Origin of the sequence: Telluria antibiotica (assembly GCF_011682055.1) — a bacterium.
Classification (GTDB): Bacteria; Pseudomonadota; Gammaproteobacteria; order Burkholderiales; family Burkholderiaceae_D; genus Telluria; species Telluria antibiotica.
The window spans coordinates 435,771-458,239 of record NZ_JAAQOM010000003.1 but is presented as its reverse complement, the minus strand read 5'-3'; the positions used below and the strand labels follow the sequence as shown (position 1 = coordinate 458,239).

General features: G+C 62.9%; 31 protein-coding genes. 1 reads left to right on the top strand and 30 read right to left on the bottom strand.

Annotation, left to right across the window (positions count from 1 at the left end; translation table 11 throughout):
• Positions 1-25: 25 nt before the first annotated feature.
• The 5 genes from HAV22_RS07340 to HAV22_RS07320 form a co-directional block, all read right to left on the bottom strand.
• Complete coding sequence (locus HAV22_RS07340) at positions 26-859, bottom strand: hypothetical protein (RefSeq protein WP_229421119.1); 834 nt, start codon at positions 857-859, stop codon at positions 26-28.
• A gap of 276 nt (positions 860-1,135) precedes the next feature.
• A complete protein-coding gene (locus HAV22_RS07335) occupies positions 1,136-4,252 on the bottom strand; it encodes an efflux RND transporter permease subunit (RefSeq protein ID WP_166858008.1) in 3,117 nt (1,038 codons plus the stop codon).
• A gap of 3 nt (positions 4,253-4,255) precedes the next feature.
• Entirely contained in the window at positions 4,256-5,428 is a 1,173-nt protein-coding gene (locus HAV22_RS07330) for an efflux RND transporter periplasmic adaptor subunit (RefSeq protein WP_166858006.1), read from the bottom strand.
• Between the two features lie 232 nt (positions 5,429-5,660).
• Entirely contained in the window at positions 5,661-7,028 is a 1,368-nt protein-coding gene (locus HAV22_RS07325) for an ATP-binding protein (RefSeq protein WP_166858004.1), read from the bottom strand.
• Positions 7,025-7,753 carry a response regulator gene (locus tag HAV22_RS07320; protein ID WP_166858002.1) on the bottom strand — a complete coding sequence of 243 codons (729 nt, stop codon included), beginning with the start codon at positions 7,751-7,753 and terminating at the stop codon, positions 7,025-7,027. Before HAV22_RS07320 ends, HAV22_RS07325 begins: the two co-directional genes overlap by 4 nt.
• A gap of 227 nt (positions 7,754-7,980) precedes the next feature.
• On the opposite strand from HAV22_RS07320, the gene HAV22_RS07315 reads away from it, so the two are divergent.
• Positions 7,981-8,469 (top strand): Spy/CpxP family protein refolding chaperone, encoded by a 489-nt coding sequence (locus tag HAV22_RS07315; RefSeq protein WP_166858000.1) that lies wholly within the window; start codon positions 7,981-7,983, stop codon positions 8,467-8,469.
• Positions 8,470-8,579: 110 nt separating this feature from the next.
• On the opposite strand, the gene dsbD is transcribed toward HAV22_RS07315, so the two are convergent.
• The 25 genes from dsbD to rpsS form a co-directional block, all read right to left on the bottom strand.
• Positions 8,580-10,523, bottom strand: coding sequence for a protein-disulfide reductase DsbD (dsbD, locus tag HAV22_RS07310; protein ID WP_166857998.1), 1,944 nt, complete (start codon positions 10,521-10,523; stop codon positions 8,580-8,582).
• Between the two features lie 140 nt (positions 10,524-10,663).
• Complete coding sequence (rplQ, locus tag HAV22_RS07305; protein ID WP_166857996.1) at positions 10,664-11,059, bottom strand: 50S ribosomal protein L17; 396 nt, start codon at positions 11,057-11,059, stop codon at positions 10,664-10,666.
• A gap of 120 nt (positions 11,060-11,179) precedes the next feature.
• The gene (locus tag HAV22_RS07300) at positions 11,180-12,157 is read right to left on the bottom strand and encodes a DNA-directed RNA polymerase subunit alpha (protein WP_036240374.1); all 978 of its coding nucleotides are present in this window, start codon (positions 12,155-12,157) and stop codon (positions 11,180-11,182) included.
• A 147-nt stretch (positions 12,158-12,304) separates the two neighbouring features.
• A complete protein-coding gene (rpsD, locus tag HAV22_RS07295) occupies positions 12,305-12,928 on the bottom strand; it encodes a 30S ribosomal protein S4 (protein ID WP_166857994.1) in 624 nt (207 codons plus the stop codon).
• Between the two features lie 244 nt (positions 12,929-13,172).
• Positions 13,173-13,577 (bottom strand): 30S ribosomal protein S11, encoded by a 405-nt coding sequence (gene rpsK / locus HAV22_RS07290; RefSeq protein ID WP_036172227.1) that lies wholly within the window; start codon positions 13,575-13,577, stop codon positions 13,173-13,175.
• Positions 13,578-13,591: 14 nt separating this feature from the next.
• Positions 13,592-13,957: a 30S ribosomal protein S13 gene (rpsM, locus tag HAV22_RS07285; protein WP_036240369.1), complete on the bottom strand. Its 366-nt coding sequence runs from the start codon at positions 13,955-13,957 to the stop codon at positions 13,592-13,594.
• Positions 13,958-13,973: 16 nt separating this feature from the next.
• Positions 13,974-14,087, bottom strand: a complete 114-nt coding sequence (gene rpmJ, locus HAV22_RS07280) for a 50S ribosomal protein L36 (RefSeq protein WP_005663407.1) — start codon at positions 14,085-14,087, stop codon at positions 13,974-13,976.
• 38 nt (positions 14,088-14,125) lie between these two features.
• Positions 14,126-14,344 carry a translation initiation factor IF-1 gene (gene infA / locus HAV22_RS07275; protein ID WP_005663428.1) on the bottom strand — a complete coding sequence of 73 codons (219 nt, stop codon included), beginning with the start codon at positions 14,342-14,344 and terminating at the stop codon, positions 14,126-14,128.
• Positions 14,345-14,376: 32 nt separating this feature from the next.
• Entirely contained in the window at positions 14,377-15,711 is a 1,335-nt protein-coding gene (gene secY, locus HAV22_RS07270) for a preprotein translocase subunit SecY (protein ID WP_166857992.1), read from the bottom strand.
• Positions 15,712-15,740: 29 nt separating this feature from the next.
• The gene (rplO, locus tag HAV22_RS07265; RefSeq protein WP_036240364.1) at positions 15,741-16,172 is read right to left on the bottom strand and encodes a 50S ribosomal protein L15; all 432 of its coding nucleotides are present in this window, start codon (positions 16,170-16,172) and stop codon (positions 15,741-15,743) included.
• Positions 16,173-16,199: 27 nt separating this feature from the next.
• On the bottom strand, positions 16,200-16,379 hold the full coding sequence (gene rpmD / locus HAV22_RS07260; protein WP_036240361.1) for a 50S ribosomal protein L30: 180 nt from the start codon (positions 16,377-16,379) through the stop codon (positions 16,200-16,202).
• Positions 16,380-16,390: 11 nt separating this feature from the next.
• Positions 16,391-16,909: a 30S ribosomal protein S5 gene (gene rpsE / locus HAV22_RS07255; protein ID WP_036240359.1), complete on the bottom strand. Its 519-nt coding sequence runs from the start codon at positions 16,907-16,909 to the stop codon at positions 16,391-16,393.
• Between the two features lie 12 nt (positions 16,910-16,921).
• On the bottom strand, positions 16,922-17,284 hold the full coding sequence (gene rplR / locus HAV22_RS07250) for a 50S ribosomal protein L18 (RefSeq protein WP_166857990.1): 363 nt from the start codon (positions 17,282-17,284) through the stop codon (positions 16,922-16,924).
• Between the two features lie 12 nt (positions 17,285-17,296).
• On the bottom strand, positions 17,297-17,830 hold the full coding sequence (gene rplF / locus HAV22_RS07245) for a 50S ribosomal protein L6 (RefSeq protein ID WP_036240354.1): 534 nt from the start codon (positions 17,828-17,830) through the stop codon (positions 17,297-17,299).
• 10 nt (positions 17,831-17,840) lie between these two features.
• A complete protein-coding gene (rpsH, locus tag HAV22_RS07240) occupies positions 17,841-18,236 on the bottom strand; it encodes a 30S ribosomal protein S8 (protein WP_036240352.1) in 396 nt (131 codons plus the stop codon).
• Between the two features lie 14 nt (positions 18,237-18,250).
• Complete coding sequence (gene rpsN / locus HAV22_RS07235) at positions 18,251-18,556, bottom strand: 30S ribosomal protein S14 (protein WP_075794239.1); 306 nt, start codon at positions 18,554-18,556, stop codon at positions 18,251-18,253.
• Positions 18,557-18,560: 4 nt separating this feature from the next.
• Entirely contained in the window at positions 18,561-19,100 is a 540-nt protein-coding gene (rplE, locus tag HAV22_RS07230) for a 50S ribosomal protein L5 (RefSeq protein ID WP_075794238.1), read from the bottom strand.
• A 6-nt stretch (positions 19,101-19,106) separates the two neighbouring features.
• On the bottom strand, positions 19,107-19,421 hold the full coding sequence (rplX, locus tag HAV22_RS07225) for a 50S ribosomal protein L24 (RefSeq protein ID WP_166857987.1): 315 nt from the start codon (positions 19,419-19,421) through the stop codon (positions 19,107-19,109).
• Between the two features lie 10 nt (positions 19,422-19,431).
• Entirely contained in the window at positions 19,432-19,800 is a 369-nt protein-coding gene (rplN, locus tag HAV22_RS07220; RefSeq protein ID WP_036240346.1) for a 50S ribosomal protein L14, read from the bottom strand.
• A gap of 356 nt (positions 19,801-20,156) precedes the next feature.
• Positions 20,157-20,429 (bottom strand): 30S ribosomal protein S17, encoded by a 273-nt coding sequence (gene rpsQ / locus HAV22_RS07215; RefSeq protein ID WP_075794237.1) that lies wholly within the window; start codon positions 20,427-20,429, stop codon positions 20,157-20,159.
• A complete protein-coding gene (gene rpmC / locus HAV22_RS07210; protein WP_166857985.1) occupies positions 20,426-20,617 on the bottom strand; it encodes a 50S ribosomal protein L29 in 192 nt (63 codons plus the stop codon). Before rpmC ends, rpsQ begins: the two co-directional genes overlap by 4 nt.
• 12 nt (positions 20,618-20,629) lie before the next feature.
• Positions 20,630-21,049 (bottom strand): 50S ribosomal protein L16, encoded by a 420-nt coding sequence (gene rplP, locus HAV22_RS07205; RefSeq protein WP_005663456.1) that lies wholly within the window; start codon positions 21,047-21,049, stop codon positions 20,630-20,632.
• A 2-nt stretch (positions 21,050-21,051) separates the two neighbouring features.
• Positions 21,052-21,846 carry a 30S ribosomal protein S3 gene (rpsC, locus tag HAV22_RS07200; RefSeq protein ID WP_036240339.1) on the bottom strand — a complete coding sequence of 265 codons (795 nt, stop codon included), beginning with the start codon at positions 21,844-21,846 and terminating at the stop codon, positions 21,052-21,054.
• 11 nt (positions 21,847-21,857) lie between these two features.
• The gene (gene rplV, locus HAV22_RS07195) at positions 21,858-22,190 is read right to left on the bottom strand and encodes a 50S ribosomal protein L22 (protein ID WP_179966292.1); all 333 of its coding nucleotides are present in this window, start codon (positions 22,188-22,190) and stop codon (positions 21,858-21,860) included.
• Positions 22,187-22,462: a 30S ribosomal protein S19 gene (rpsS, locus tag HAV22_RS07190; protein WP_036240336.1), complete on the bottom strand. Its 276-nt coding sequence runs from the start codon at positions 22,460-22,462 to the stop codon at positions 22,187-22,189. Before rpsS ends, rplV begins: the two co-directional genes overlap by 4 nt.
• Between the last annotated feature and the right edge of the window lie 7 nt (positions 22,463-22,469).

Genomic DNA, 22,469 nt, shown 5'->3' with positions numbered 1-22,469 from the left:
CGTGCTGGGCGTAGGTCGCGCCGGCTTAACGCGGCGGTTTGTATTCCGGGAACATTTCCTTGTACAGGAAGCTCATCAGTTCCTGCGTATCCTGCGGCCGGGCCGACAAGGTGACGACGCGGTTCAGGCGGTGCGATTCCCACTCGAAGTCGCCCGTCTTTTCCTTGCGGATCAGCTCGATCATCTTCTTGACGATCGCCGTCTCGATGTCCGGCTCGCTGCCGCGCTCCACCGTCACCGCGGTCAGCCAGCGGCGCTTGAAGTTCGGGTTCCAGCCACGGAATTTGAGGTCGGCCCTGCTGAACGTCTTGTTGGTGACGCTGAACACGCCGCCGGTCTCGTTCGGATCCTGCCCGCCGCGGCCGTTGATGGCGGCGATGTTCGCGAGCGCATTGCGCGTGCCGCGCGCGGCCTCGCTTTCCTCGGCCGGCTCCGTCTGCGCCGGTGCGCCGCGCTTCTTGCGCTGGGCCTCGATATAGGCCTGCATGTCGACTTCCTGCGGCGGCGCCTGCGTCTCTTCCTTCGGCTTCGGCTGCGGTTTTTCCTCGACCGGCTTCACGTCCGGCACGGTGATCGTGTTCGGCAGGCGCGGCATCGTGATGCGCGGCGGCGTGAACTTCGGTGCCTCCGCCTTCGCCGTCTTCTTGGGCGCCTGCTCGGCCGGCTTGGCCGCGGGCTTGTTCGGCTTCAGCGGCGGCAGCCAGACGACGGCCGCGCCCGACTTCGGCGGCGCGTGCCGCTCCATCTTCGGCTGGAACAGCCAGACGGCGACGAGCAGCAGGTGCAGCGCGATCGTGACGGCGATACCTGTCCGGTTCGGTCCCTGCTGTCCGTACGTGACCACCTTCCGTCCAGGCATGGGCTGGCCGCAATGTGCACAGACATCGCTGTCTTCCAGCGGGATGTGGGAATGGTCACGCAAGATAATGAACACCCCTGGTCAGGGGGCAGTAAAAAGATATTGACGAGGCGCAGTCTAACCGGTTTGGATTCCCTGCGCACGCGGTGTTAAGCATCTGTAATGAGCTTACAAGCGGGGTAGCTTAATGGTTGTTACAGTGTGTATCAACCTTGCGCCAAGGAATCGGCCGATGTGCAATGGATTCCGCCTCCATTTCACACCGCCGATGCGCCGTCATGCGACTTTCGTCAGCACGACCTTCGGCTCCCGCTCCAGGTCGGCGACCTGCGTGTCCGTCATCGGCCCGCTGCCGCTGTACTTGTCGAGGTACAGGTAGATCACGGGCGTGATGTACAGCGTGATCACTTGCGAAAAGATCAGCCCCCCGCACACGGCCAGGCCCAGCGGCTGGCGCAGCTCGGCGCCCGCGCCCAGGCCGAGGGCGATCGGCAGCGCGCCCATCAGCGCGGCCAGCGTGGTCATCAAGATCGGGCGGAAGCGCAGGATGCACGCCTCGCGGATCGCCCGCTCCGGCGTCATGCCGCCGTTGCGCTGCGCGTCGAGGGCGAAGTCGATCATCATGATCGCGTTCTTTTTCACGATACCGATCAGCATCAGGATACCGATGATGGCGATCATCGTCAGGTCCAGGTTGAACAGCCGCAAGGTGAGCAGCGCGCCGACGGCGGCCGACGGCAGGCCGGCCAGGATCGTGATCGGGTGGATGAAACTCTCGTACAGCACGCCCAGCAGCACGTAGATGACGCCGACCGCGGCGACGATCAGGATCAGCTGGCTCGACTGCGAATCCTGGAACACGGCCGCGTCGCCCCCGTACTTCGTGATGATCGACGCCGGCAGCTTCATGTCGCGGCCCATCTGCTCGATGGCCGCGGTGGCCGCGCCGAGCGGCGCGTCGGGCGCGAGGTTGAACGACAGCGTGATCGCCTGCAGCTGGCCCTGGTGGTTGACGGCGATGGGGCCCACCGTGCGCTTGACGGTGGCCACGCTGGACAGCTGCACGAGCTGGCCCGTCTTGCTGCGCACCGACAGGCGCGACAGCGCGTCCTCGAACTGGCGGTCTTCGTTCGCCGTCTCCAGGATCACGTAGTAGCTGGCCGCGCTCGAATAAATCGTCGACACCTGGCGCTCGCCGAACGCGGCGTACAGCGCCGTGCGGATGTCGCCCAGCTGCACGCCCAGCAGGTTGGCCTTGTCGCGGTCGATGTCGAGCTTGGCCTGCAGGCCCTTGTCCTGCGTATCGCTCGTCACGTCGCGGAACATCGGGTTGTTGCGCATGCGCTCCATGTAGTCGTTGGCCCACTGGCCGATGTCCGCGCCGGACACGCTCTGCAACGTGTACTGGTAGCGGCTCTTGCTCTGGCGGCCACCGAGCTGCAGGTTCTGCACGGGCGCCATGTAGACGTTGACGCCGGCGATCTTGTGCGTGGCCTTGCGCAGGCGGTCGACGACCTGCGGCATCTTGTCGCGTTCGCTGCGCGGCTTGAGCACGATGAACATGCGGCCGTTGTTGCCGCCGCCGGAGAACGACGTGACGTCCTGCACGGCCGGATCGTTCTGGATCACCTGCGCCACCTTCGTCTGCAGCGTGACCATCGCGGACGACGAGATGTCCTCGGCCGCCTCCGTCGTCACGCGCAGCTGGCCGATGTCTTCCTCGGGGAAGAAGCCTTTCGGGATCGTGGTGTACAGCACGACCGTGAGCGCGAACGTGCCGAACGCGATGAGCAGCACGACGAAGCGGTGGCGCAATGCCACGTCCAGCGTGGTTTCGTAGGCGTTGCGCACGGCCGTGAACGCGGCCTCGAAATGGCGGCCGATGAAGCTCTTCTCTTCCGCGTGGCCGTGACTGTGCGCCGGCAGCAGGCGCGACGCCAGCATCGGGACAAGGGTCAGCGACACGGCGGCCGACACGAGGATCGCGAGGCCGACGATGACGGCGAATTCGTGGAACAGCAGGCCGATCACGCCGGGCATGAAGAAGATCGGGATGAACACGGCGACGAGGGACACGGAAATCGAGACGATGGTAAAGCCCATCTCGCGCGCGCCGTCGAGGGCGGCGCGCAGCGGCGTCTTGCCCATCTCGATGTGGCGCACGATGTTTTCCAGCACGACGATGGCATCGTCGACGACGAGGCCGACGGCGAGCGTGATCCCCAGCAGCGACACGTTGTCGAGGCTGTAGCCGAGCCAGTACAGCAGCGCCAGCGCGCCCAGCAGCGAGATCGGCATCGTGACGGCGGGAATGAACGTGGCCGATGCGCGATGCAGGAACAGGAAGATCACGAGCACGACGAGGCCCACCGTCAGCGCCAGCGTGAAGTTGACGTCGTGGATCGCCTCGCGGATGGACTTCGAGCGGTCGTTGACGAGGTTGATCTTGATGGAGCTCGGCAGCTGCGACTGGAAGCGCGGCAGCAGGCGGCGCACGCCGTCCACCACCTCGACCGTGTTCGCGTTCGGCTGGCGCTGCACGAGCAGCACGATGGCGCGCTCGCCGTTGTAGGCACCGAAGGCGCGCGTCGACTGGTAGCTGTCCTCGACGGTGGCCACGTCGCGCAGGCGCACCGGCAAGTTGTCGCGCGTGGCGACGATCAGGTTCTCGAAGTCGGCCGCTTTCATCATCTGCGCGGGGCCCTGGATCGTCAGCGTCTGCTGCGGGCCGTCGAGGATGCCCAGCGCGGAGTTCGAGTTGGCCGAGCGCAGCGCCGTCGCCAGCTCGTCCATCGTGATGTTGCGGGCGTTCATGAGGTCCGTCTTCGCGCGCACGCGCACGGCGAAGCGCTTGCCGCCGTTGACGGACACTTGCGCCACGCCCGGCAACGTGGAAATCGCGGGCGACACGAGGTTTTCCGCGTAGTCGTTCAGTTCCGACAAGTTCATCGACGGCGACGTCATCGTCATGAACAGCACGGGCGCGTCGGCCGGGTTGACCTTGCGGTACGACGGCAAGGTCGTCATTTCCTGCGGCAGCTGGCGTTGCGCCGCGAGCAGCGCGGCCTGCACGTCGACGGCGGCCGCGTTGACGTCGATCGACGGGTCGAATTCCAGGGTGAGCGACGTGCTGCCCTGCGTGCTCGTCGACGTGATCAGGTTGATGCCGGCGATGGTCGAGAACTGCTTCTCCAGCGGCAGCGCGACGGACGACGCCATCGTCTCCGGGCTCGCGCCGTCGAGGTTGGCGTTGACGTTGATGACGGGCGTGTTATAGCTGGGCAGCGCCGCCACGGGGATGTGCGAATACGCGAGGATGCCGACGAGGATCAGGCTGATCGACAGCAGCACGACCATTACGGGCCGGCGGATGCACAGTTCGGACAGGTTCATCGCTCAGCCCTTGTCGGCGACGTGGACGGCCTTGCCGTTGTCACTGCCCTTGTTCAGTTCCGACGCGAGGCGCACCTTGGCGCCGGGACGCACGTTCTGCTTGCCGTCCGTGATCACCTGCTCGGTGCCGGCGAGGCCGCTGACGGCCGCATCCAGCCCGGCGCCGTACACGCGCTGCACGGGCACGAGGCGGGCCGACCGGTCGTTCTCGAGCACGTACACGAACGTGCCCTGCGCATTCGTGATGATGGCGTTCTGCGGGATCACGACGGCATCCTTCAAGGTCTGCACGACGACCTTCGTGTTCACGTACTGGCCGGGCCACAACGTGGTCTCGCGGTTGTCGAACTCGGCCTTCACCTTGATCGTGCCGGCTTGCGGGTCGACCGTGTTATCGACGAAGCTGAGCTGGCCCTTCACCGGCGCCAGGTCGGCACCGGGCAGCGCCTCGACGTCGACCTTGCCCCGCTTCTGCGCCGCGAGCAGCGCCGGCAGGCTAGCTTCCGGCAACGTGAACGCGACGGTGATCGGGTCGAGCTGCGTGATCGTCGTCAGCGACGTCGCCGGCTGCACGAGACTGCCCGGATAGACACCGATGCCGCCCACGCGGCCGGACATTGGCGCGCGGATCGCCGTGTAGCTCGTCGCGACGCTGTTCGCGCGCGCGGCCGCGATGTCGGACTGCAAGGTGGCGCGGGCCTGGTCGACCTGGGCGCGCAACGTGTCGACGGCGCTCTGGGCGATGAAGTGTTGCGCGAACAAATCCTGGCTGCGCTTGAGCTGGCGCTCGAGGTCGGCGAGCGACGCGCGGTCGCGCTCGACCTGGGCCTGGGCCTTGTCGAGGTTGGCGCGGTCCGCGCGGTCGTCCAGCGAGAACATCAGCTCGCCCTGTTTGACGAACTGGCCTTCCTTGATGTGGACTTGCCGGATGGTGGCCGTCGTCTGCGGGTGCAGGTCGACGGTGCGGATCGGCGTCACGGTGCCGTTGGCCTGCTGGACGACGGCCACGTCCTGGCGTTGCGGCGTCACGACGTTGACGACGGCGGGCGGTTGCGCGCCCTTGTCCTTGGCGCCGGCCCCGCCCGCAGGCGACTCGCCCCCATGATTCAGGATCCACGTACCGGCGCCGACGGCCACGACGATGCCGGCGATGATCCCGATCGTTTTGCTTTTCATTCCACTCCCTGTGCCGCCGACAGGCGATCTTTCTTTATCGGTAGGGTGGGCACCCTGTGCCCACGCGAGACGTTTGTGGTGTGTCGACGTTACGCGTGGGCACAGGGGTGCCCACCCTACGTTTTATGAATTTGAGCATGACCCGGCTTATGTAGCACCAGTCTCCGGGGCGATTGTCCCATACGGGTGTAACAGCAATGTTTCTGTCCGCGGGATTTTGGCGGCTTGTGCGTTACTTGCCGGGATAGTATTCCGGCAGCATCAACGTCGCTTCGAGCCCGCCTTCCGGATGATTGACGAGGCCGATGCTGCCGCCGTGCTGCTCGGCGATGTTGCGGGCGATCGTCAGTCCCAGGCCCGTCCCGCCCGATTCACGCGAGCGCGACGTTTCGACGCGGTAGAACGGGTCGAACACGTGCACGAGTTCGGCGCCGGGAATGCCCGGGCCGGCATCGCGGATGCGGATGCGCGCGGCGCCGTTGATGCGGTCGACGCTGACCTTCGCCGCGTGGCCGTACTTGACGGCGTTGTCGATCAGGTTGACGAGGCAGCGGCGCAGATCGCTCGGCCGGCCCAGCAGCGCCATCCCGGCGTGGCCGGACAAGGTCACGCGCTGGCAGCTCTCGGCCGCGTCCGCGACGACGGAATCGAGCAACGAGTCGAGGTCGAGCATCTGCATGGCCTCGTTCGTGTCCATGCTGCGCGCCAGGTCGAGGCCTTCGCGCACCATCGCCTGCATCGCAGACAGGTCACCGATCAGGCGCTCCTTCAATTCCTGCTCGCCGACTTTTTCCAGGCGCAGGCGCATGCGCGTGAGCGGCGTCTGCAAGTCGTGCGTGATGGCGGCCAGCATCTGCGTGCGCTGGAAGATGTACTGGCGGATGCGCGCCTGCATCGCATTGAACGCGGCGCTGGCCTGGCGGATCTCGTCGGCCCCCGTCAGGTCGAGCGCCGGGTGGTTGATGTCGTTGCCGAGGTCCTTCGCGGCCTGCGCCAGCTGCTTCAGCGGCCGGGTCGTCATGCGCGCCACGAGGTAGGCGAGGAAGGCGACGCTGACGAGGAACAGCGAGATCGTCCATGTGTAGTCGGTGCGCTGCGCCGACGTGGCGGAACGCGGCGGCAGCACGGACAGCACGAGCTCGTCGCCGTCGCGCAGGCGCACGCTGATGCTCTCGCACGTGCCGCGCCACTTCATGCGCAGCAGGCCGAACACGACGGGCTGCTCGCGCGCCGTCGCGCACGCGGCCGGGCGCGCGGCCAGCGAGCGCATGACGTAGCCCTTGCCCATGCGCGCGGCCAGCGCCTTGGTGAATTCGGAGTTGGCGGGCGCCATCCCTGCAGGGACGGTATCGACGTCGACGAGCTGCATGCCGGGCCGGTTCGCCACGTCCAGGTAGGCCTTGCGCGCCGATTCCGGCACGATCTCGGTGGCCATGATCAGCTGTTCCGCGCGGTCGAGGTTGTGCAGGTCGCGGAACTCGTCGATGACGTGCGCGCGCTCGGTATCGGCCAGCAGCTGCGTCAGCGCGGCCGTGATCAGGATGCCGAGCAGCAGGGTGGCGAACACGCGGCCCGTCATCGAGCCGAGGAAAGCTCTCACGCGCTCGGCTCCGCCGTGACCTGGCCGGCCAGCACATAGCCGCCGTTACGGACGGTCTTGATGATCTGCGGCATGCGCGCATCCTCGCCGAGCTTCTGGCGCAGGCGGCTGATCTGGATGTCGATCGAGCGGTCGAACGGATCGGCGTCGCGGCCCTGCGTGAGGTTCAGCAGCTGGTCGCGGTTCAGCACGCGGTTCGGGTGTTCCAGGAACACGCGCAGCAGGCGGAACTCGGCGCCCGACAACATGATGATCACGCCCTGCGGATTGACGAGGTGGCGTGCCGTGAGGTCGAGCGTCCAGCCGGAGAAGTTCATCTGCTGCACGTTCTCGGCCTGCGACGTCGGCGGCATCGCATGGCTGCGGCGCAGCACGCTGCGGATCCGCGCCAGCAGTTCGCGCGGTTCGAACGGTTTCGGCAGGTAGTCGTCCGCGCCCATTTCCAGGCCGAGGATGCGGTCCAGCGGCTCGCTGCGGGCCGTCAGCATGATGACTGGCATGGTCGAATGCGCGCGCAGCTTGCGGCACAACGTGAGGCCGTCGTCGCCCGGCAGGTTCAGGTCGAGCACGATCAGGTCCGGACGCGATTCGTCCAGGATTTTCCACATGGCGGTGCCGTCGGCCGCGGCCAGCGCGCGGTAGCCGTTCGCTTCCAGGTAATCGGCCAGCAGCGAGCGGATATCGCGGTCGTCGTCGACGATCAGGATGGTAGATGGATTGTCCATATCGCCATTATCGCGACTTGACGCGGCCCTGAACAGCGACTTTGTATCGGCGTGTATATGGATCTTCCACGGAAACAAATTGATACAAAGAACGAGACAGCGGAAACGCAGCGCTTACAACTCCGGCCCATGATGAACGGCATGCGAAGACGACGCGATCGACGCCGATCGGAGCAAGATGACAACGTGTGGCCGTTCGCCACGTTCAACCCCGACCAGGATACGAGATGAAAACCTACCGCAAACACCTCCTCGCCGCACTGTCCGCACTGGCCCTCGGCGCCACGGCGCCGGGCGCCCATGCCCAGGCGACGGACCAGAACGCACCGCCACCCCGTCACGGCATGCAACACGAGAAGCTGACGCCGGAACAGCGCGCGCAATTCCGCGCACAGCGCATCGCCAAGCTTCATGACGCGCTGAAGATCACGCCGGCCCAGGAAAGCACCTGGACCGCCTTCGTCAACGCGATGCAGCCGCCGGCGCACGCGCAGCACGACCGCGCCGCCTGGGCCCGCCTGACGGCGCCGGAACGCATGGCGAAGATGATCGAGATGCAGAAGCAGCGCACGGCCGCCCTCGAGCAGCGCCAGGGCGCGCTCAACACGTTCTATTCGACCTTGAGCGCGGAGCAGAAGAAGACGTTCGACGAGAAGGCATCGCACTTCGGCCACGGGCGCGGGATGCATCACGGCGGCTGGCGGCACCTCGGCTGAAACGTGGGCCCCCTGTGCCCACGCGGACGCCGGCGTTTTGCAAACGTTCGCGTGGGCTCGGGAAGCCCACCCTACGAGCTACAGACGGACGCCGCGGCGTCCGTTTTTTGTCATTGCAGCCGGCCCAGCGAGCCGAGGAACTTGTTCGCGTCCTGGTAGCCGATCACGCGGCTGTCCGGGATTTCCTTGCCCTGCTTGTCGAACAGGATGATGCCCGGTGGTCCGAACAAGCCGAAGCGCTTGAGCATCGCCCGGTCGTCCGCATCGTTCGCGGTCACGTCGACCTGCAGCAGCACCGTGCTCGCCAGCCGTGCCTTCACGGCCGGATCGACGAACGTCAGCTTTTCCATTTCCTTGCACGACACGCACCAGTCCGCGTAAAAATCGAGCATCGCCGTGCGGCCGCCCGTCGCCGCGAGCGCCGCGTCGAGCTGGGCCACCGTCTTGATGCGCGTGAATGCGAGGGGGTGTGCCGCCGCGCCACCTGTGAAACGGGCCAGCGGCGCGAGCGGATCGCGCGCCCCGCTGGCCGCGCCCACCAGCTGGATGGCGCCCAGCACAAGGGCCGCCGCACCGATGGCGAGGCCGGCGTAGGGTGGGCGCCCCGCGCCCACGCGGCTGCGCGTCGCGAACCCGCGCAGCAAGTAGGCACCATAGCCCGACAGCAGCAGCGCCCACAGCAGCATCTGCACGAGGCCCGGCAGCACGGGCGCGGCCATCCACAGGGCCATCGCGAGCATCAGCACGCCGAAGAAGCGTTTGACGGCCTCCATCCACATGCCGGCGCGCGGCAGCAATGAACCGGCGGACACGCCCACGAGCAGCAGCGGAATGCTCATGCCGATCGCCATCGCGAACAGCGCGGTGCCGCCGATGACGACGTCGCGCGTCTGGCTGATGTACACGAGCGCGCCGGCGAGCGGGGCCGCCACGCACGGGCCCACGATCAGCGCGGAGATCGCGCCCATCACGAATACGCCGGCCAGCTTGCCGGACGCCTGGCGCCCGGATGCGCTGGCAAGGCGCGTCTGCAACGCGGCCGGGACTTGCAGCTGAAACACGCCGAACATCGACAGCGACATCGTCGCGATCAGCAGCGCGAACGCGGACAGCACCCACGGATTCTGCAGCGCGGCCGCGAGCCCTTCGCCGACGAGGCCGGCGGCCACGCCCAGCGCCGTGTAGACGATCGCCATCCCCAACGAATACGCGAGCGACAGCACGAAGCCGCGCGTGCGGTGCACGTGCTTGCCTTCGCCCACGATGATCGACGACAGGATCGGCACCATCGGCAGCACGCACGGCGTGAACGCGAGGCCCAGGCCCAGCAGGATGAACGCGGGGATGATCGCCAGCAGGCGGCCGCCCTGCAGCAGGGCGGCGATGCCGGAGAGCTCGGACCGCTGGGCCGGCGCTGATGCGGCCGGCGCTCCGGCGGCCGGCGCTCCGGCGGACGTGGCGGATGCCGCTGCGGCGGCCGGCACGGGCGCAGGCTGCGCGGCCGGCGTATCGACTTGCGGCGCCGGCTGGGCGGCCTGGTCCGGGAAAGCGAAACCACCGCCCTGCCCCGGCGCGATGCTCATCTGCGGTTCGGTGGCGCCGCCCGCGCCTGCGCCGGCGCCCGGCGCGAGCCGGATCGACGCATCCTGCGGCGGATAGCACAAGCCCTTGTCGGCGCAGCCCTGGCCGGTGGCATTCAGCGTGAACGGACCGCTCGCGTCGACCGGGATGCGGATCTCGACGCCGTTGTGATACGTCTCGACGTTTTTCTGGAACGTGTCGTCGTACTTGACCTTCCCGACCGGCAGGACGGGCTCGCCCAGCTTGGCGCCGTCGGCGCGGAAGTGGAAGCGCTCGCGGTACATGTAGTAGCCGTCGGCGATCGCGTAGTTGACGACGACCGTGTGCGCGTCCGCCATGTGCGCGGAAAACTTGAACGCCTGCTCCGGGGGCAGGAAGTCTTCGTCGGCACGGGCCGCGGGGGCAATGGCGAGGCAGGCGAGCAGCAGCGCGGCCAGCAGGCGCACGACCGCCAGGAGGGAGAATCGGGACATGGATCGAAAGGTTGGTTCAACGCATCACCATGGTACACCGGGTCCGAGCCCACTGCACGGCATGGCCGCGACACCGTTGGGCTGCGCAGACGAAAAAAAACCAGGCGCGTGGCCTGGTTTTCATGAACACAGAGTAGCGATTACTCTGCGGTCGGTGCTTCGTCAGCCGACGAGACTTCCGGACGGTCGACCAGTTCGACGAACGCCATCGGTGCGTTGTCGCCAACGCGGAAGCCCATCTTCAGGATGCGGATGTAGCCGCCCGGACGCGCGTTGTAGCGCGGGCCGATTTCGGCGAACAGCTTCTGCACGATTTCGCGGTCGCGCAGGCGGGCAAATGCCAGGCGCTTGTTGGCCAGCGTGTCGCTCTTGCCCATCGTGATGAGCGGCTCGACGACTTTGCGCAGTTCCTTGGCTTTCGGCAGGGTGGTCTTGATCGCTTCGTGACGCAGCAGGGAAACGGTCATGTTGCGCAGCATGGCGAGACGGTGGGACGAAGTGCGGTTCAGCTTGCGAAGGCCGTGACGGTGACGCATGGTATTTCCTTTCGATGTTTTAAATCCAGTTCTTCGATCGTTCACGCACACGCGTGACCGCGGACCGGTTCAAGGTTGAAAACTGCCCGAGCAACATTGCCCGGGCAGGTGATGCAATTATTACTTCTCGAGGCCAGCCGGCGGCCAGTTCTCGAGTTTCATGCCGAGCGTGAGGCCACGGGAAGCCAGGACTTCCTTGATCTCGTTGAGCGACTTGCGGCCCAGGTTCGGCGTCTTCAGCAGCTCGTTTTCCGAACGCTGGATCAGGTCGCCGATGTAGTAGATGTTCTCGGCCTTCAGGCAGTTTGCCGAACGGACGGTCAGCTCCAGGTCGTCGACCGGACGCAGCAGGATCGGATCGACCAGCGGCGCGCGCGACGGGGCTTCCGCGGCGGCTTCCGTGCCTTCCAGCGCGGCGAACACGTTCAGCTGGTCGACGAGGACGCGGGCCGACTGGCGGATCGCTTCTTCCGGCGTGATGACGCCGTTGGTCTCGATGTTGATGATCAGCTTGTCCAGGTCGGTACGCTGTTCGACACGGGCCGATTCCACGGCGTACGACACGCGGCGGACCGGCGAGAACGATGCGTCCAGGATGATGCGGCCGATGGTCTTGTTCGTGTCTTCCGACAGGCGGCGCACGTTACCCGGCACATAGCCGCGGCCTTTTTCGACCTTGATCTGCATGTCCAGCTTGCCGCCGGCCGTCAGGTGGGCGATCACGTGTTCCGGGTTGATCAGTTCCACGTCATGCGGCAGATCGATGTCGGATGCCAGGACCGGGCCTTCGCCTTCCTTCTTCAGGGTCAGCGTCACGGAGTCGCGGTTGTGCACCTTGAACACGACGCCCTTCAGGTTCAGCAGCAGGTCGACGACGTCTTCCTGCACACCGTCCAGCGACGAGTACTCGTGCACGACACCGGCGATCGTCACTTCGGTCGGCGCGTAGCCGATCATCGACGACAGCAGCACGCGGCGCAGCGCGTTGCCCAGCGTGTGGCCATAACCACGTTCGAACGGCTCCATCACGACTTTCGCGTGGCCGGCGCCGAGGGTTTCGACGTCGATGATACGTGGCTTCAACAAACTATTTTGCATGAAATGTCCTTTTCAATACCCTCGGCTCGTTACACCGATAAGGCTGATGGCATCAGTAGTGGAAACGCCTGCTTCCGGGAGCAGGCGGTAAAGCGAATTCGGTAATGCGGATAAAAGCGCCCGAGGGCGCTTTTATCGTTTTATCGATTAACGCGAGTACAGTTCGACGATCAGTGCTTCGTTGACGTCGGCAGCGATCTCGTTACGCTCCGGGTAAGCGCGGAAGGTTGCTTCCATTTTCTTGGCGTCGACCGACACCCAGCTCGGGAAACCAACCTGCTCGGCCAGCGACAGCGCTTCGACGATACGGGTCTGCTTCTTGGCTTTTTCGCGGACGGCGACGACGTCGCCGGTCTTGACCTGGTACGAAGCGATGTTCACGACGTTGCCGTTCACGGTCAGGGCCTTGTGGCTGACCAGCTGACGCGCTTCGGCGCGGGTCGAGCCGAAGCCCATGCGGTAGACGACGTTGTCCAGGCGCGATTCCAGCAGCTTCAGCAGGGTCTCGCCGGTGTTGCCCTTGCGGCGCGACGCTTCGGCGAAGTAGCGGCGGAACTGACGCTCCAGCACGCCGTAGATACGCTTGACCTTCTGCTTTTCACGCAGCTGGTTGCCGTAGTCCGACGTACGCTGGCCCGACTTGACGCCGTGCTGGCCAGGTTTGACGTCCAGTTTGCACTTGGAGTCGAGCGAACGACGTGCGCTCTTCAGGAACAGGTCGGTGCCTTCACGGCGCGACAGTTTTGCTTTAGGTCCGATATAACGTGCCACGTTAAACTTCCTTTATTTTGATGATCACGCCCCGGATGCGGAGTCGAAAAACGCTCGCAACAGGCGCTAGTCCGGTTCTTCGATGAGACCGGACGTGGCTTACAAAAACCTCATGGCCGGACGGCCCGAGGCGACAATAGCCGGGCAGTATAACCCATTTCGGGGTTAACTGCACCGGCGATTCTTGACACACCACGGCGTGGCGTATCGGCACTGCGACAGGCGGCGAACCGCCCGGTGCAGATTAGATACGACGACGCTTCGGCGGACGGCAGCCGTTGTGCGGCACCGGCGTCACGTCCTGGATCTCGGTGATCTTGATACCCAGGTTGTTCAGCGCGCGCACAGCCGACTCGCGGCCCGGGCCCGGGCCCTTGATGCGCACTTCCAGGTTCTTCACGCCGTATTCCTGAGCAACCTTGCCAGCTGCTTCGGCTGCGACCTGCGCCGCGAACGGGGTCGATTTACGCGAACCCTTGAAGCCTGCGCCGCCGGACGTCGCCCACGACAGGGCATTGCCCTGGCGATCGGTGATCGTGATGATGGTGTTGTTGAACGATGCGTGGACGTGTGCAATGCCTTCCGCGACGTTCTTCTTGACTTTCTTGCGGATGCGGGCTGCAGCCGCCGAGCTTTGTTGCTTAGCCATGGTCAGTTCCTAGATTATTTCTTGAGCGATTGAGCTGCTTTGCGCGGGCCCTTGCGGGTACGTGCATTCGTACGGGTGCGCTGGCCGCGGACCGGCAGGCCCTTGCGGTGACGCATACCGCGGTAGCAACCCAGGTCCATCAGACGCTTGATGCTCATGGACAGCTCACGGCGCAGGTCGCCCTCGACGACGAACTTGCCGACTGCATCACGCAGCTTTTCCAGTTCGTTGTCGTCCAGGTCCTTGACCTTCTTGTTCGTCGCAACGCCGGTCGATTCGCAGATCTGCTTCGAGCGGGTACGGCCGATGCCATAGATTGCCGTCAGGCCGATGACGGTGTGCTGATGATTGGGGACGTTGACCCCTGCAATACGTGCCATTCGTTATTCCTCGAAATTAACCTTGACGCTGCTTGTGACGCGGCTCGACGCAGATCACACGGACCACGCCCTTGCGCTTGATGATCTTGCAGTTGCGGCAGATCCGCTTGACTGAAGCGTTAACTTTCATTTTGCACTCTCTTCCAGATTCGATAACTTGATTAGTTTTTACTTGGTGCGGAACACGATGCGGGCCCGGGACAAGTCGTAAGGGGTCAGTTCCACCGTTACCTTGTCACCCGGAAGAATGCGGATGTAATTCATTCGCATTTTACCCGAGATATGTCCAAGCACCACGTGCCCGTTTTCCAGCTTCACGCGAAAGGTCGCGTTCGGGAGATTCTCCAGAATCTCCCCCTGCATTTGGATGACGTCGTCTTTTGCCATTCGGTCTCTTCACTCCTGGGGACGCCAGCCGCTTAACGCGACGGGATACCGCCCTTGAAATTAGCCTTGCGCAGCAGCGATTCATATTGCTGCGACATGACGTAGTTCTGCACCTGCGCCATGAAATCCATCGTGACGACCACGATGATCAGGAGCGAGGTTCCGCCGAAGTAGAAAGGTACTTTCCACTGGCTCTGGAAGAACTCCGGCACCAGGCAAACCAGCGTGATATAGACCGCACCGGCCAGGGTCAGGCGCATCAGGATCTTGTCGATGTAGCGTGCAGTCTGCTCGCCCGGACGGATGCCCGGAACAAACGCGCCGCTCTTCTTCAAGTTGTCCGCCGTTTCCTTGCTGTTGAATACCAGCGCCGTATAGAAGAAGCAGAAGAACACGATCGCCACCGCATACAGCAACGCATGGATCGGTTCGCCCGGGCTCAGCGAGGCAGCGAAGTCTTTCAGGAACCCGATGAACGGATTCGAGACGTCCTTGCCGCGCGAGTACCAGTCGATGATCGTGGCCGGGAACATGATGATCGAAGAAGCGAAGATCGGCGGGATCACACCAGCCATGTTCAGCTTCAACGGCAGGTGGCTCGTCTGGCCACCATAAATCTTGTTACCGACCTGGCGTTTCGCGTAATTCACCAGGATCTTGCGCTGACCGCGTTCGACGAACACGACAGCGTAAGTCACCAGGGCTACCAGAATCACGATGATGATCGCGGAGAAGCTGCCGATCGAACCGTTCGACACGAGGGTGAACAGACTACCCAGTGCGTTCGGCAGACCCGCTGCGATACCGGCAAAAATGATGATCGAGATACCGTTGCCAAGACCACGCTCGGTGATCTGCTCGCCCAGCCACATGAGGAACATGGTGCCGGTCAGCAGGGTCACGACGGTCACGAGGCGGAAGCCCATGCCCGGGTCGAGCACGAGGCCAGGCTGCGCCTCGAGCGCGACGGCGATGCCGAACGCCTGGAACAGAGCCAGCACGACCGTGAAGTAACGGGTGTACTGGGTGATCTTGCGGCGGCCGGACTCGCCCTCTTTCTTCAGTGCCTCCATCTGCGGCGAGACGATCGACACCAGCTGCATGATGATCGAAGCCGAAATGTAAGGCGTGATGCCAAGAGCGAACACGGCAAAGCGGGACAAGGCGCCGCCCGAGAACATGTTGAACATGCCCAGGATGCCACCCTCGTTCTGCTTGAACAGCTGGGCCATGGCGATCGGGTCAATCCCGGGGACCGGGATGTGAGCACCGATACGGTACACGACCAACGCGCCAAGCAAGAACCACAACCGGCCCCAGGGGAAGCCGGAAGCAGCACTTTTACCAAGTTGTGAATTAGTCGCCAATTTTTGCTCCGATCAGGCAGCGGTCGCGTTTAGGCGACCGAACCGCCAGCTGCTTCGATCGCTGCTTTCGCGCCAGCGGTTGCCTTGATGCCTTTCAGGTTCACCGCTTTGGTGATTTCGCCCGACAGGATCACGCGCACGTCGCGAGCGACGACCGGCAGCACGCCGGCTTGCTTGAGCACCAGGACGTCGACATCGGCGACGGCCAGGTTGTTCAGGTCCGACAGACGCACTTCAGCCTTGAACGTAGCGTTCAGCGACTTGAAGCCACGCTTCGGCAGACGGCGCTGCAGAGGCATCTGACCGCCTTCGAAGCCGACTTTGTGGAAGCCGCCCGAACGCGATTTCTGACCCTTGTGGCCGCGGCCGGCGGTCTTGCCCAGGCCCGAGCCGATACCGCGACCGACGCGGCGCTTGGCGTGTTTCGCGCCTTCAGCGGGTTGGATGGTATTGAGTTGCATTATTTTCTCCGTTGACCAAGCCGGGGCTTAGTCGACAATTTTCACGAGGTAGTTGACCTTGTTGATCATGCCGCGGATCGCCGGGGTGTCCTGCAGCTCGGAAACCGAGTTGACACGACGCAGACCCAGACCGCGCACGGTGGCGCGGTGATCCTGGCGGGTACCGATCAGGCCTTTGACCAGCTTGACTTTGATGGTGTTTGCCATAGTTGTTCCCCTTAACCCAGGATCTCTTCCACCGACTTGCCGCGCTTGGCAGCGATGTCGGCCGGAGTGCTCATTTTTGCCAGACCGTCGAGGGTCGCGCGAACCAGGTTGTACGGGTTCGACGAACCGGTCGACTTGGCGACGACGTCGGTCACGCCCATGACTTCGAAGATTGCGCGCATTGCGCCGCCTGCGATCACGCCGGTACCCGGCTTGGCCGGCGACATCATCACGTACGACGCGCCGTGGCGGCCGGTGACGCTGTGCTGCAGCGTGCCGTTCTTGAGGGGCACCTTGATCAGGTTGCGGCGGGCTTCTTCCATCGCTTTCTGCACGCCGACCGGAACTTCCTTCGACTTGCCTTTGCCCATGCCGATGCGGCCATCGCCGTCACCGACAACGGTCAGCGCTGCAAAACCCATGATACGACCACCCTTCACCACTTTCGTGACGCGGTTGATCGCGATCATTTTCTCGCGCATGCCATCATCCGGCTTGTCGCTTGCCATTTTCGCTTGCATTTTTGCCATGACGATTCTTCCTTAGAACTTCAGACCAGCTTCGCGCGCGGCTTCTGCCAGCGCCTTCACACGGCCGTGGTAACGGAAACCCGAACGGTCGAATGCGACTTCGGTGATCCCTGCTTTCAGTGCTTTTTCTGCGACGCGCTTGCCAACCAGGGCAGCGGCGGCGACGTTGCCGCCCACACCGGTCTTGCCAGCCAGTTCGGCGCGCACTTCTGCTTCCAGCGTCGAAGCCGAAACCAGGACCTTCGCATCCGGGCTGATCAGGTTCGCATAGATGTGCAGGTTGGTGCGATGCACCGACAGGCGGTTCACGCCCAGCTGCGCGATCTTGATGCGGGTTTGGCGTCCGCGACGCAGACGCGATTCTTTCTTGTCCATCGTCAGCTCCGATTATTTCTTCTTGGTTTCTTTAAGCTTCACCACTTCGTCCGCATAACGGACACCCTTGCCTTTGTACGGCTCAGGCGAGCGGTAAGCGCGCACTTCTGCGGCAACCTGGCCGACCTTTTGACGATCGATACCCTTGATCAGGATCTCGGTCGGGGTCGGGGTTGCTGCGGTGACGCCTTCCGGCATCGCGTGCAGCACAGGGTGCGAGAAGCCCAGCGACAGGTTCAGGGCGTTGCCTTGGACGGCAGCCTTGTAACCCACGCCGACCAGGGTCAGGCGCTTTTCGAAACCTTTGGTGACACCGGTCACCATGTTGTTCACCAGAGCACGCAGGGTGCCCGACATGGCGTTCGATTCGCGGGAATCGTCGATCACGTCGAACGACAGCGTGCCGTTGTTGTTTTCCACTTTGACCAGACCGTTCAGCGGCTGGGTCAGGGTGCCCAGCGGGCCCTTGACGGTGATCGACGACGCGTTGATCGCGACATCGGTACCGGCCGGGACGGCGATTGGCATCTTAGCTACTCGAGACATCGTCTACTCCTTAAGCCACGTAGCAAATCACTTCGCCACCGACACCGGTAGCGCGTGCTTTGCGGTCGGTCATCACACCCTTCGGGGTCGAGACGATCGCCACGCCCAGGCCGTTCATGACCTGAGGGATCTCGTCTTTGCCCTTGTAGATGCGCAGGCCAGGACGGGAGACGCGCTCGATGCGCTCGATAACCGGGCGGCCGACGTAGTACTTCAAACCGATTTTCAGTTCAGCCTTGCCACCTTCGGTGGACACGGCGTAATCTTCGATGTAACCCTCGTCCTTCAGGACGTTGGCAATCGCAACTTTCAGCTTCGACGACGGCATTTCGACGGTGGTCTTCTGCACGCCTTGCGCGTTGCGAATACGGGTCAGCATATCGGCGATAGGATCGCTCATACTCATTGCTTATTCTCCTATTACCAGCTAGCTTTGGTCATACCCGGGATTTCGCCTTTCATGGCGAATTCGCGGAGTTTGGTACGGGCCAGACCGAATTTACGGAAAGTGCCACGCGGACGGCCGGTGATGGCGCAGCGGTTACGCTGACGCGACGGGGCCGAGTTACGCGGCAGGGCCTGCAGCTTCAGGCGTGCTTCGTAACGCTCTTCTTCGGTCTTCGACTGGTCGTCGATGATTGCTTTCAGAGCGGCACGCTTTGCGGCGAATTTCTCCACCAGGTCTGCACGCTTCTGTTCGCGGTTAATCAGTGCAAGTTTTGCCATGTTCTTAGTTCCGGAACGGGAATTTGAATGCGGCGAGCAGCGCTTTGGCTTCTTCGTCGGTCTTAGCGGTCGTGGTGATCGAGATGTTCATGCCACGCAGCGCATCGATCTTGTCGTAATCGATTTCCGGGAAGATGATCTGCTCTTTGACGCCGATGTTGTAGTTGCCGCGACCGTCGAACGATTTGCCGCTGACGCCACGGAAGTCACGCACGCGCGGCAGGGCCACGGTGATGAAACGATCCAGGAATTCGTACATGCGGGCGCCACGCAGGGTCACCATCGTGCCGATCGGGTAGCCTTCGCGGATCTTGAAACCTGCGATTGCCTTGCGAGCCTTGGTCACGACCGGCTTCTGGCCAGCGATCTTTGTCAGGTCGCCGGTTGCGTGCTCGATGATCTTCTTGTCCGCGACGGCTTCCGACAGACCCATGTTCAGGGTGATCTTGGTCAGGCGCGGCACTTCCATCACCGACTTGTAACCGAATTTTTCGGTCAGTTCGGCAACGACTTTGTCTTTGTACAGTTGTTGGAGACGGGCCATTTCTAATTACCCTTTCACTACTTCGCCGTTCGACTTGAAGACGCGGACTTTTTTACCATCCACATCTTTGAAGCCAACGCGATCAGCCTTGCCGGTCGCTGCGTTGAACAGCGCGACGTTCGACACGTGAATCGGCATGGTCTTGTCGACGATACCACCAGTTACGCCGGTCATCGGGTTCGGCTTGACGGCCTTCTTGGCCACGTTCACGCCTTCGACGATGACGTGCTCAGCATCTACTCGCTGCTGAACGACACCGCGCTTGCCCTTGTCTTTACCGGCCAGAACGATGACTTCGTCGTTTTTACGAATCTTATCCATTGCGACTCCCTTACAGAACTTCAGGTGCCAGGGACACGATCTTCATGAACTTTTCGGTGCGCAGTTCGCGCGTCACCGGTCCAAAGATGCGGGTACCGATCGGCTCCAGCTTGTTGTTCAGCAGGACGGCGGCGTTGCCGTCGAACTTCACCAGGGAGCCGTCCTGGCGGCGCACACCTTTAGCGGTACGCACGACCACGGCGTTGTAGATTTCACCTTTCTTGACGCGGCCGCGCGGAGCAGCCTGCTTCACGGTGACTTTGATCACGTCGCCAATGCTGGCGTAACGGCGTTTGGAGCCGCCCAATACCTTGATGCACAGAACTTCTTTTGCACCGGTATTGTCGGCCACTTCGAGCCGGCTTTCGGTTTGAATCATGATATTTTCTTTCCCAACTTAAGCCGAAGAAACCCCACGGAAAACCGTAGGCCTGCGGTCAGTCTTGGTCCCGCCGTCCACGCTCATTGCGAGCGCATACGTTTGGGTGATTGGACTTTCCAATGCTTCGTTGCAGGCCGCAGTTACCGAAGGACAAACTGCGGCAACACATGAACGAAGCCCGCTAGTATTCCACATACCAGCGGGCCACGCAAGACTAATTTTTTTGGAGCGTTGTAAAACCTACTACGCGTCGCATTGTCGGCCTGCGATGCTCACCGTACATCCGTACGGCTGCGCTTCTCGACCAACACTGCTTCCGCTCGCTACGGTTTTACAAGGCTCCGTTTTTAGGATCAGAGAACCTGAGCGACCTGCACAACTTTGGTCAGGGTCCAAGCCTTCGTCTTCGAGATCGGGCGACCTTCCATGATCTCGACCGTGTCGCCGGTCTTGGCCTGGTTGGTCTCGTCGTGCGCGTGATACTTGTTCGAGCGCACGATGATCTTGCCGTACAGCGGGTGCTTGACGTGACGCTCAACCAGCACGGTCACCGTCTTGTCCATTTTGTCGGACACGACCTTGCCGACCAGCGTACGCTTCAGCGCCGTTTTAGTGGTGTCGTTCATTTGGCATCCTTCTGGGTCATCACAGTCTTGACACGCGCGATATCGCGGCGCACCTTCTTGAGCTGGGCAGTGTTCGTCAGTTGCTGCGTAGCGATTTGCATGCGCAGGCCGAACTGTGCCTTCAGCAGCTCATTCAGCTCTTGTTGCAGAGCTGCCTGGTCCTTGCCGCGGAGTTCCGTTGCTTTCATTCTTAACTCCTGTTATTGACCGACTTGACGCACGACGAACGTCGTAGCCAGCGGCAGTTTGGCGGCAGCCAGGCGGAAGGCTTCGCGCGCCAGTTCTTCAGCGACGCCGTCCATTTCGTACAGGACCTTGCCCGGCTGGATCTCGGCCACGTAGTACTCCGGATTACCTTTACCGTTACCCATACGGACTTCAGCCGGCTTGTTCGAGATCGGCTTGTCCGGGAAGATACGGATCCAGATACGGCCGCCACGCTTGATGTGACGGGTCATGGCACGACGTGCAGCTTCGATCTGGCGTGCGGTGATACGGCCGCGGGCAACCGCCTTCAGGCCGAACTCACCGAACGAGACCGCGGTGCCGCGGGTGTGCGAAATGCCGGTGTTGCGGCCTTTCTGCTCTTTACGATACTTTCTGCGGGATGGCTGCAGCATGCTTATTCTCCTGCTTTCTCAGCGGCCGGCTTGGCAGCACGGCGGCCTGCGGGTGCGGTACCTGGCTTGGCGCCCGGGCGGCCACGGCCAGCCGGTTTGCCGTCGTCACGACGCGGACCGCGCGGCTTTTTCTCGTCGGCCGGCACGTCGATCACCGGTGCTTCGCCGGTCGGCGAACGGTCGCCTTTGTAAACCCAGACTTTCACGCCGATGATGCCGTACGTGGTCGAGGCTTCGCTGGTGCCGTAGTCGATGTCGGCGCGCAGGGTGTGCAGGGGCACACGGCCTTCGCGGTACCATTCGGTACGTGCGATCTCGATGCCGTTCAGGCGGCCCGACGACATGATCTTGATGCCGACAGCGCCCAGGCGCATCGCGTTCTGCATCGCGCGCTTCATGGCGCGACGGAACATGATACGTTTTTCGAGCTGCTGGGCGATCGAGTCGGCGATCAGCTGCGAGTCGATTTCCGGCTTGCGGATCTCTTCGATATTGACGTGCACGGGCACGCCCATGATCTTCGTCAGCGACGACTTCAGGACTTCGATGTCTTCGCCCTTCTTGCCGATGACGACGCCCGGACGCGACGAGTAGATCGTGAAGCGCGCGTTCTTGGCCGGGCGCTCGATGACGATGCGACCGACGGAGGCGTTCTTCAGTTTCTTCTTCAGGAAAGCGCGAGCTTCCAGGTCTTCCTTCAGCATGTCGGCAAAGTTGCCGTTGCCAGCGTACCAGCGCGATGCCCAGTTACGGGTGACCGCCAGGCGGAAGCCGGTTGGGTGGATTTTCTGACCCATCGTGTGACTCCTTAGTTACCGACAGTCACGAAGATGTGACAGGATTGTTTCGAAATGCGATCACCGCGGCCTTTGGCACGTGCCGTAAAGCGCTTCAGGATCGGGCCCTTTTCGACATAGATCTGAACGACCTTCAGTTCGTCGATGTCGGCACCATCGTTGTGCTCGGCGTTCGCGATTGCGGACTCCAGCACTTTCTTGATGATGGTCGCGCCTTTCTTCGGGCTGAACTGCAGGATGTTCAGCGCGGCGTCGACTTTCTTGCCGCGGATCAGATCGGCGACGAGGCGGCCTTTCTGTTCCGACAGGCGGACGCCCTTGAGGATAGCTTTAGTTTCCATTATTTCTTCGCCTTCTTGTCAGCGGCGTGGCCCTTGAACGTGCGGGTCAGGGCGAATTCGCCCAGCTTGTGACCCACCATGTTCTCGGACACGTACACCGGCACGTGCACTTTACCGTTGTGGACGGCGATCGTCAGACCGATGAAGTCCGGGGTGATCGTCGAGCGGCGCGACCAGGTTTTGACTGGCTTCTTGTCTTTGTTCGCTTGCGCGGCTTCGACTTTTTTCACCAGGTGGGCGTCAATGAACGGCCCTTTTTTCAATGAACGAGTCATGTCTTAT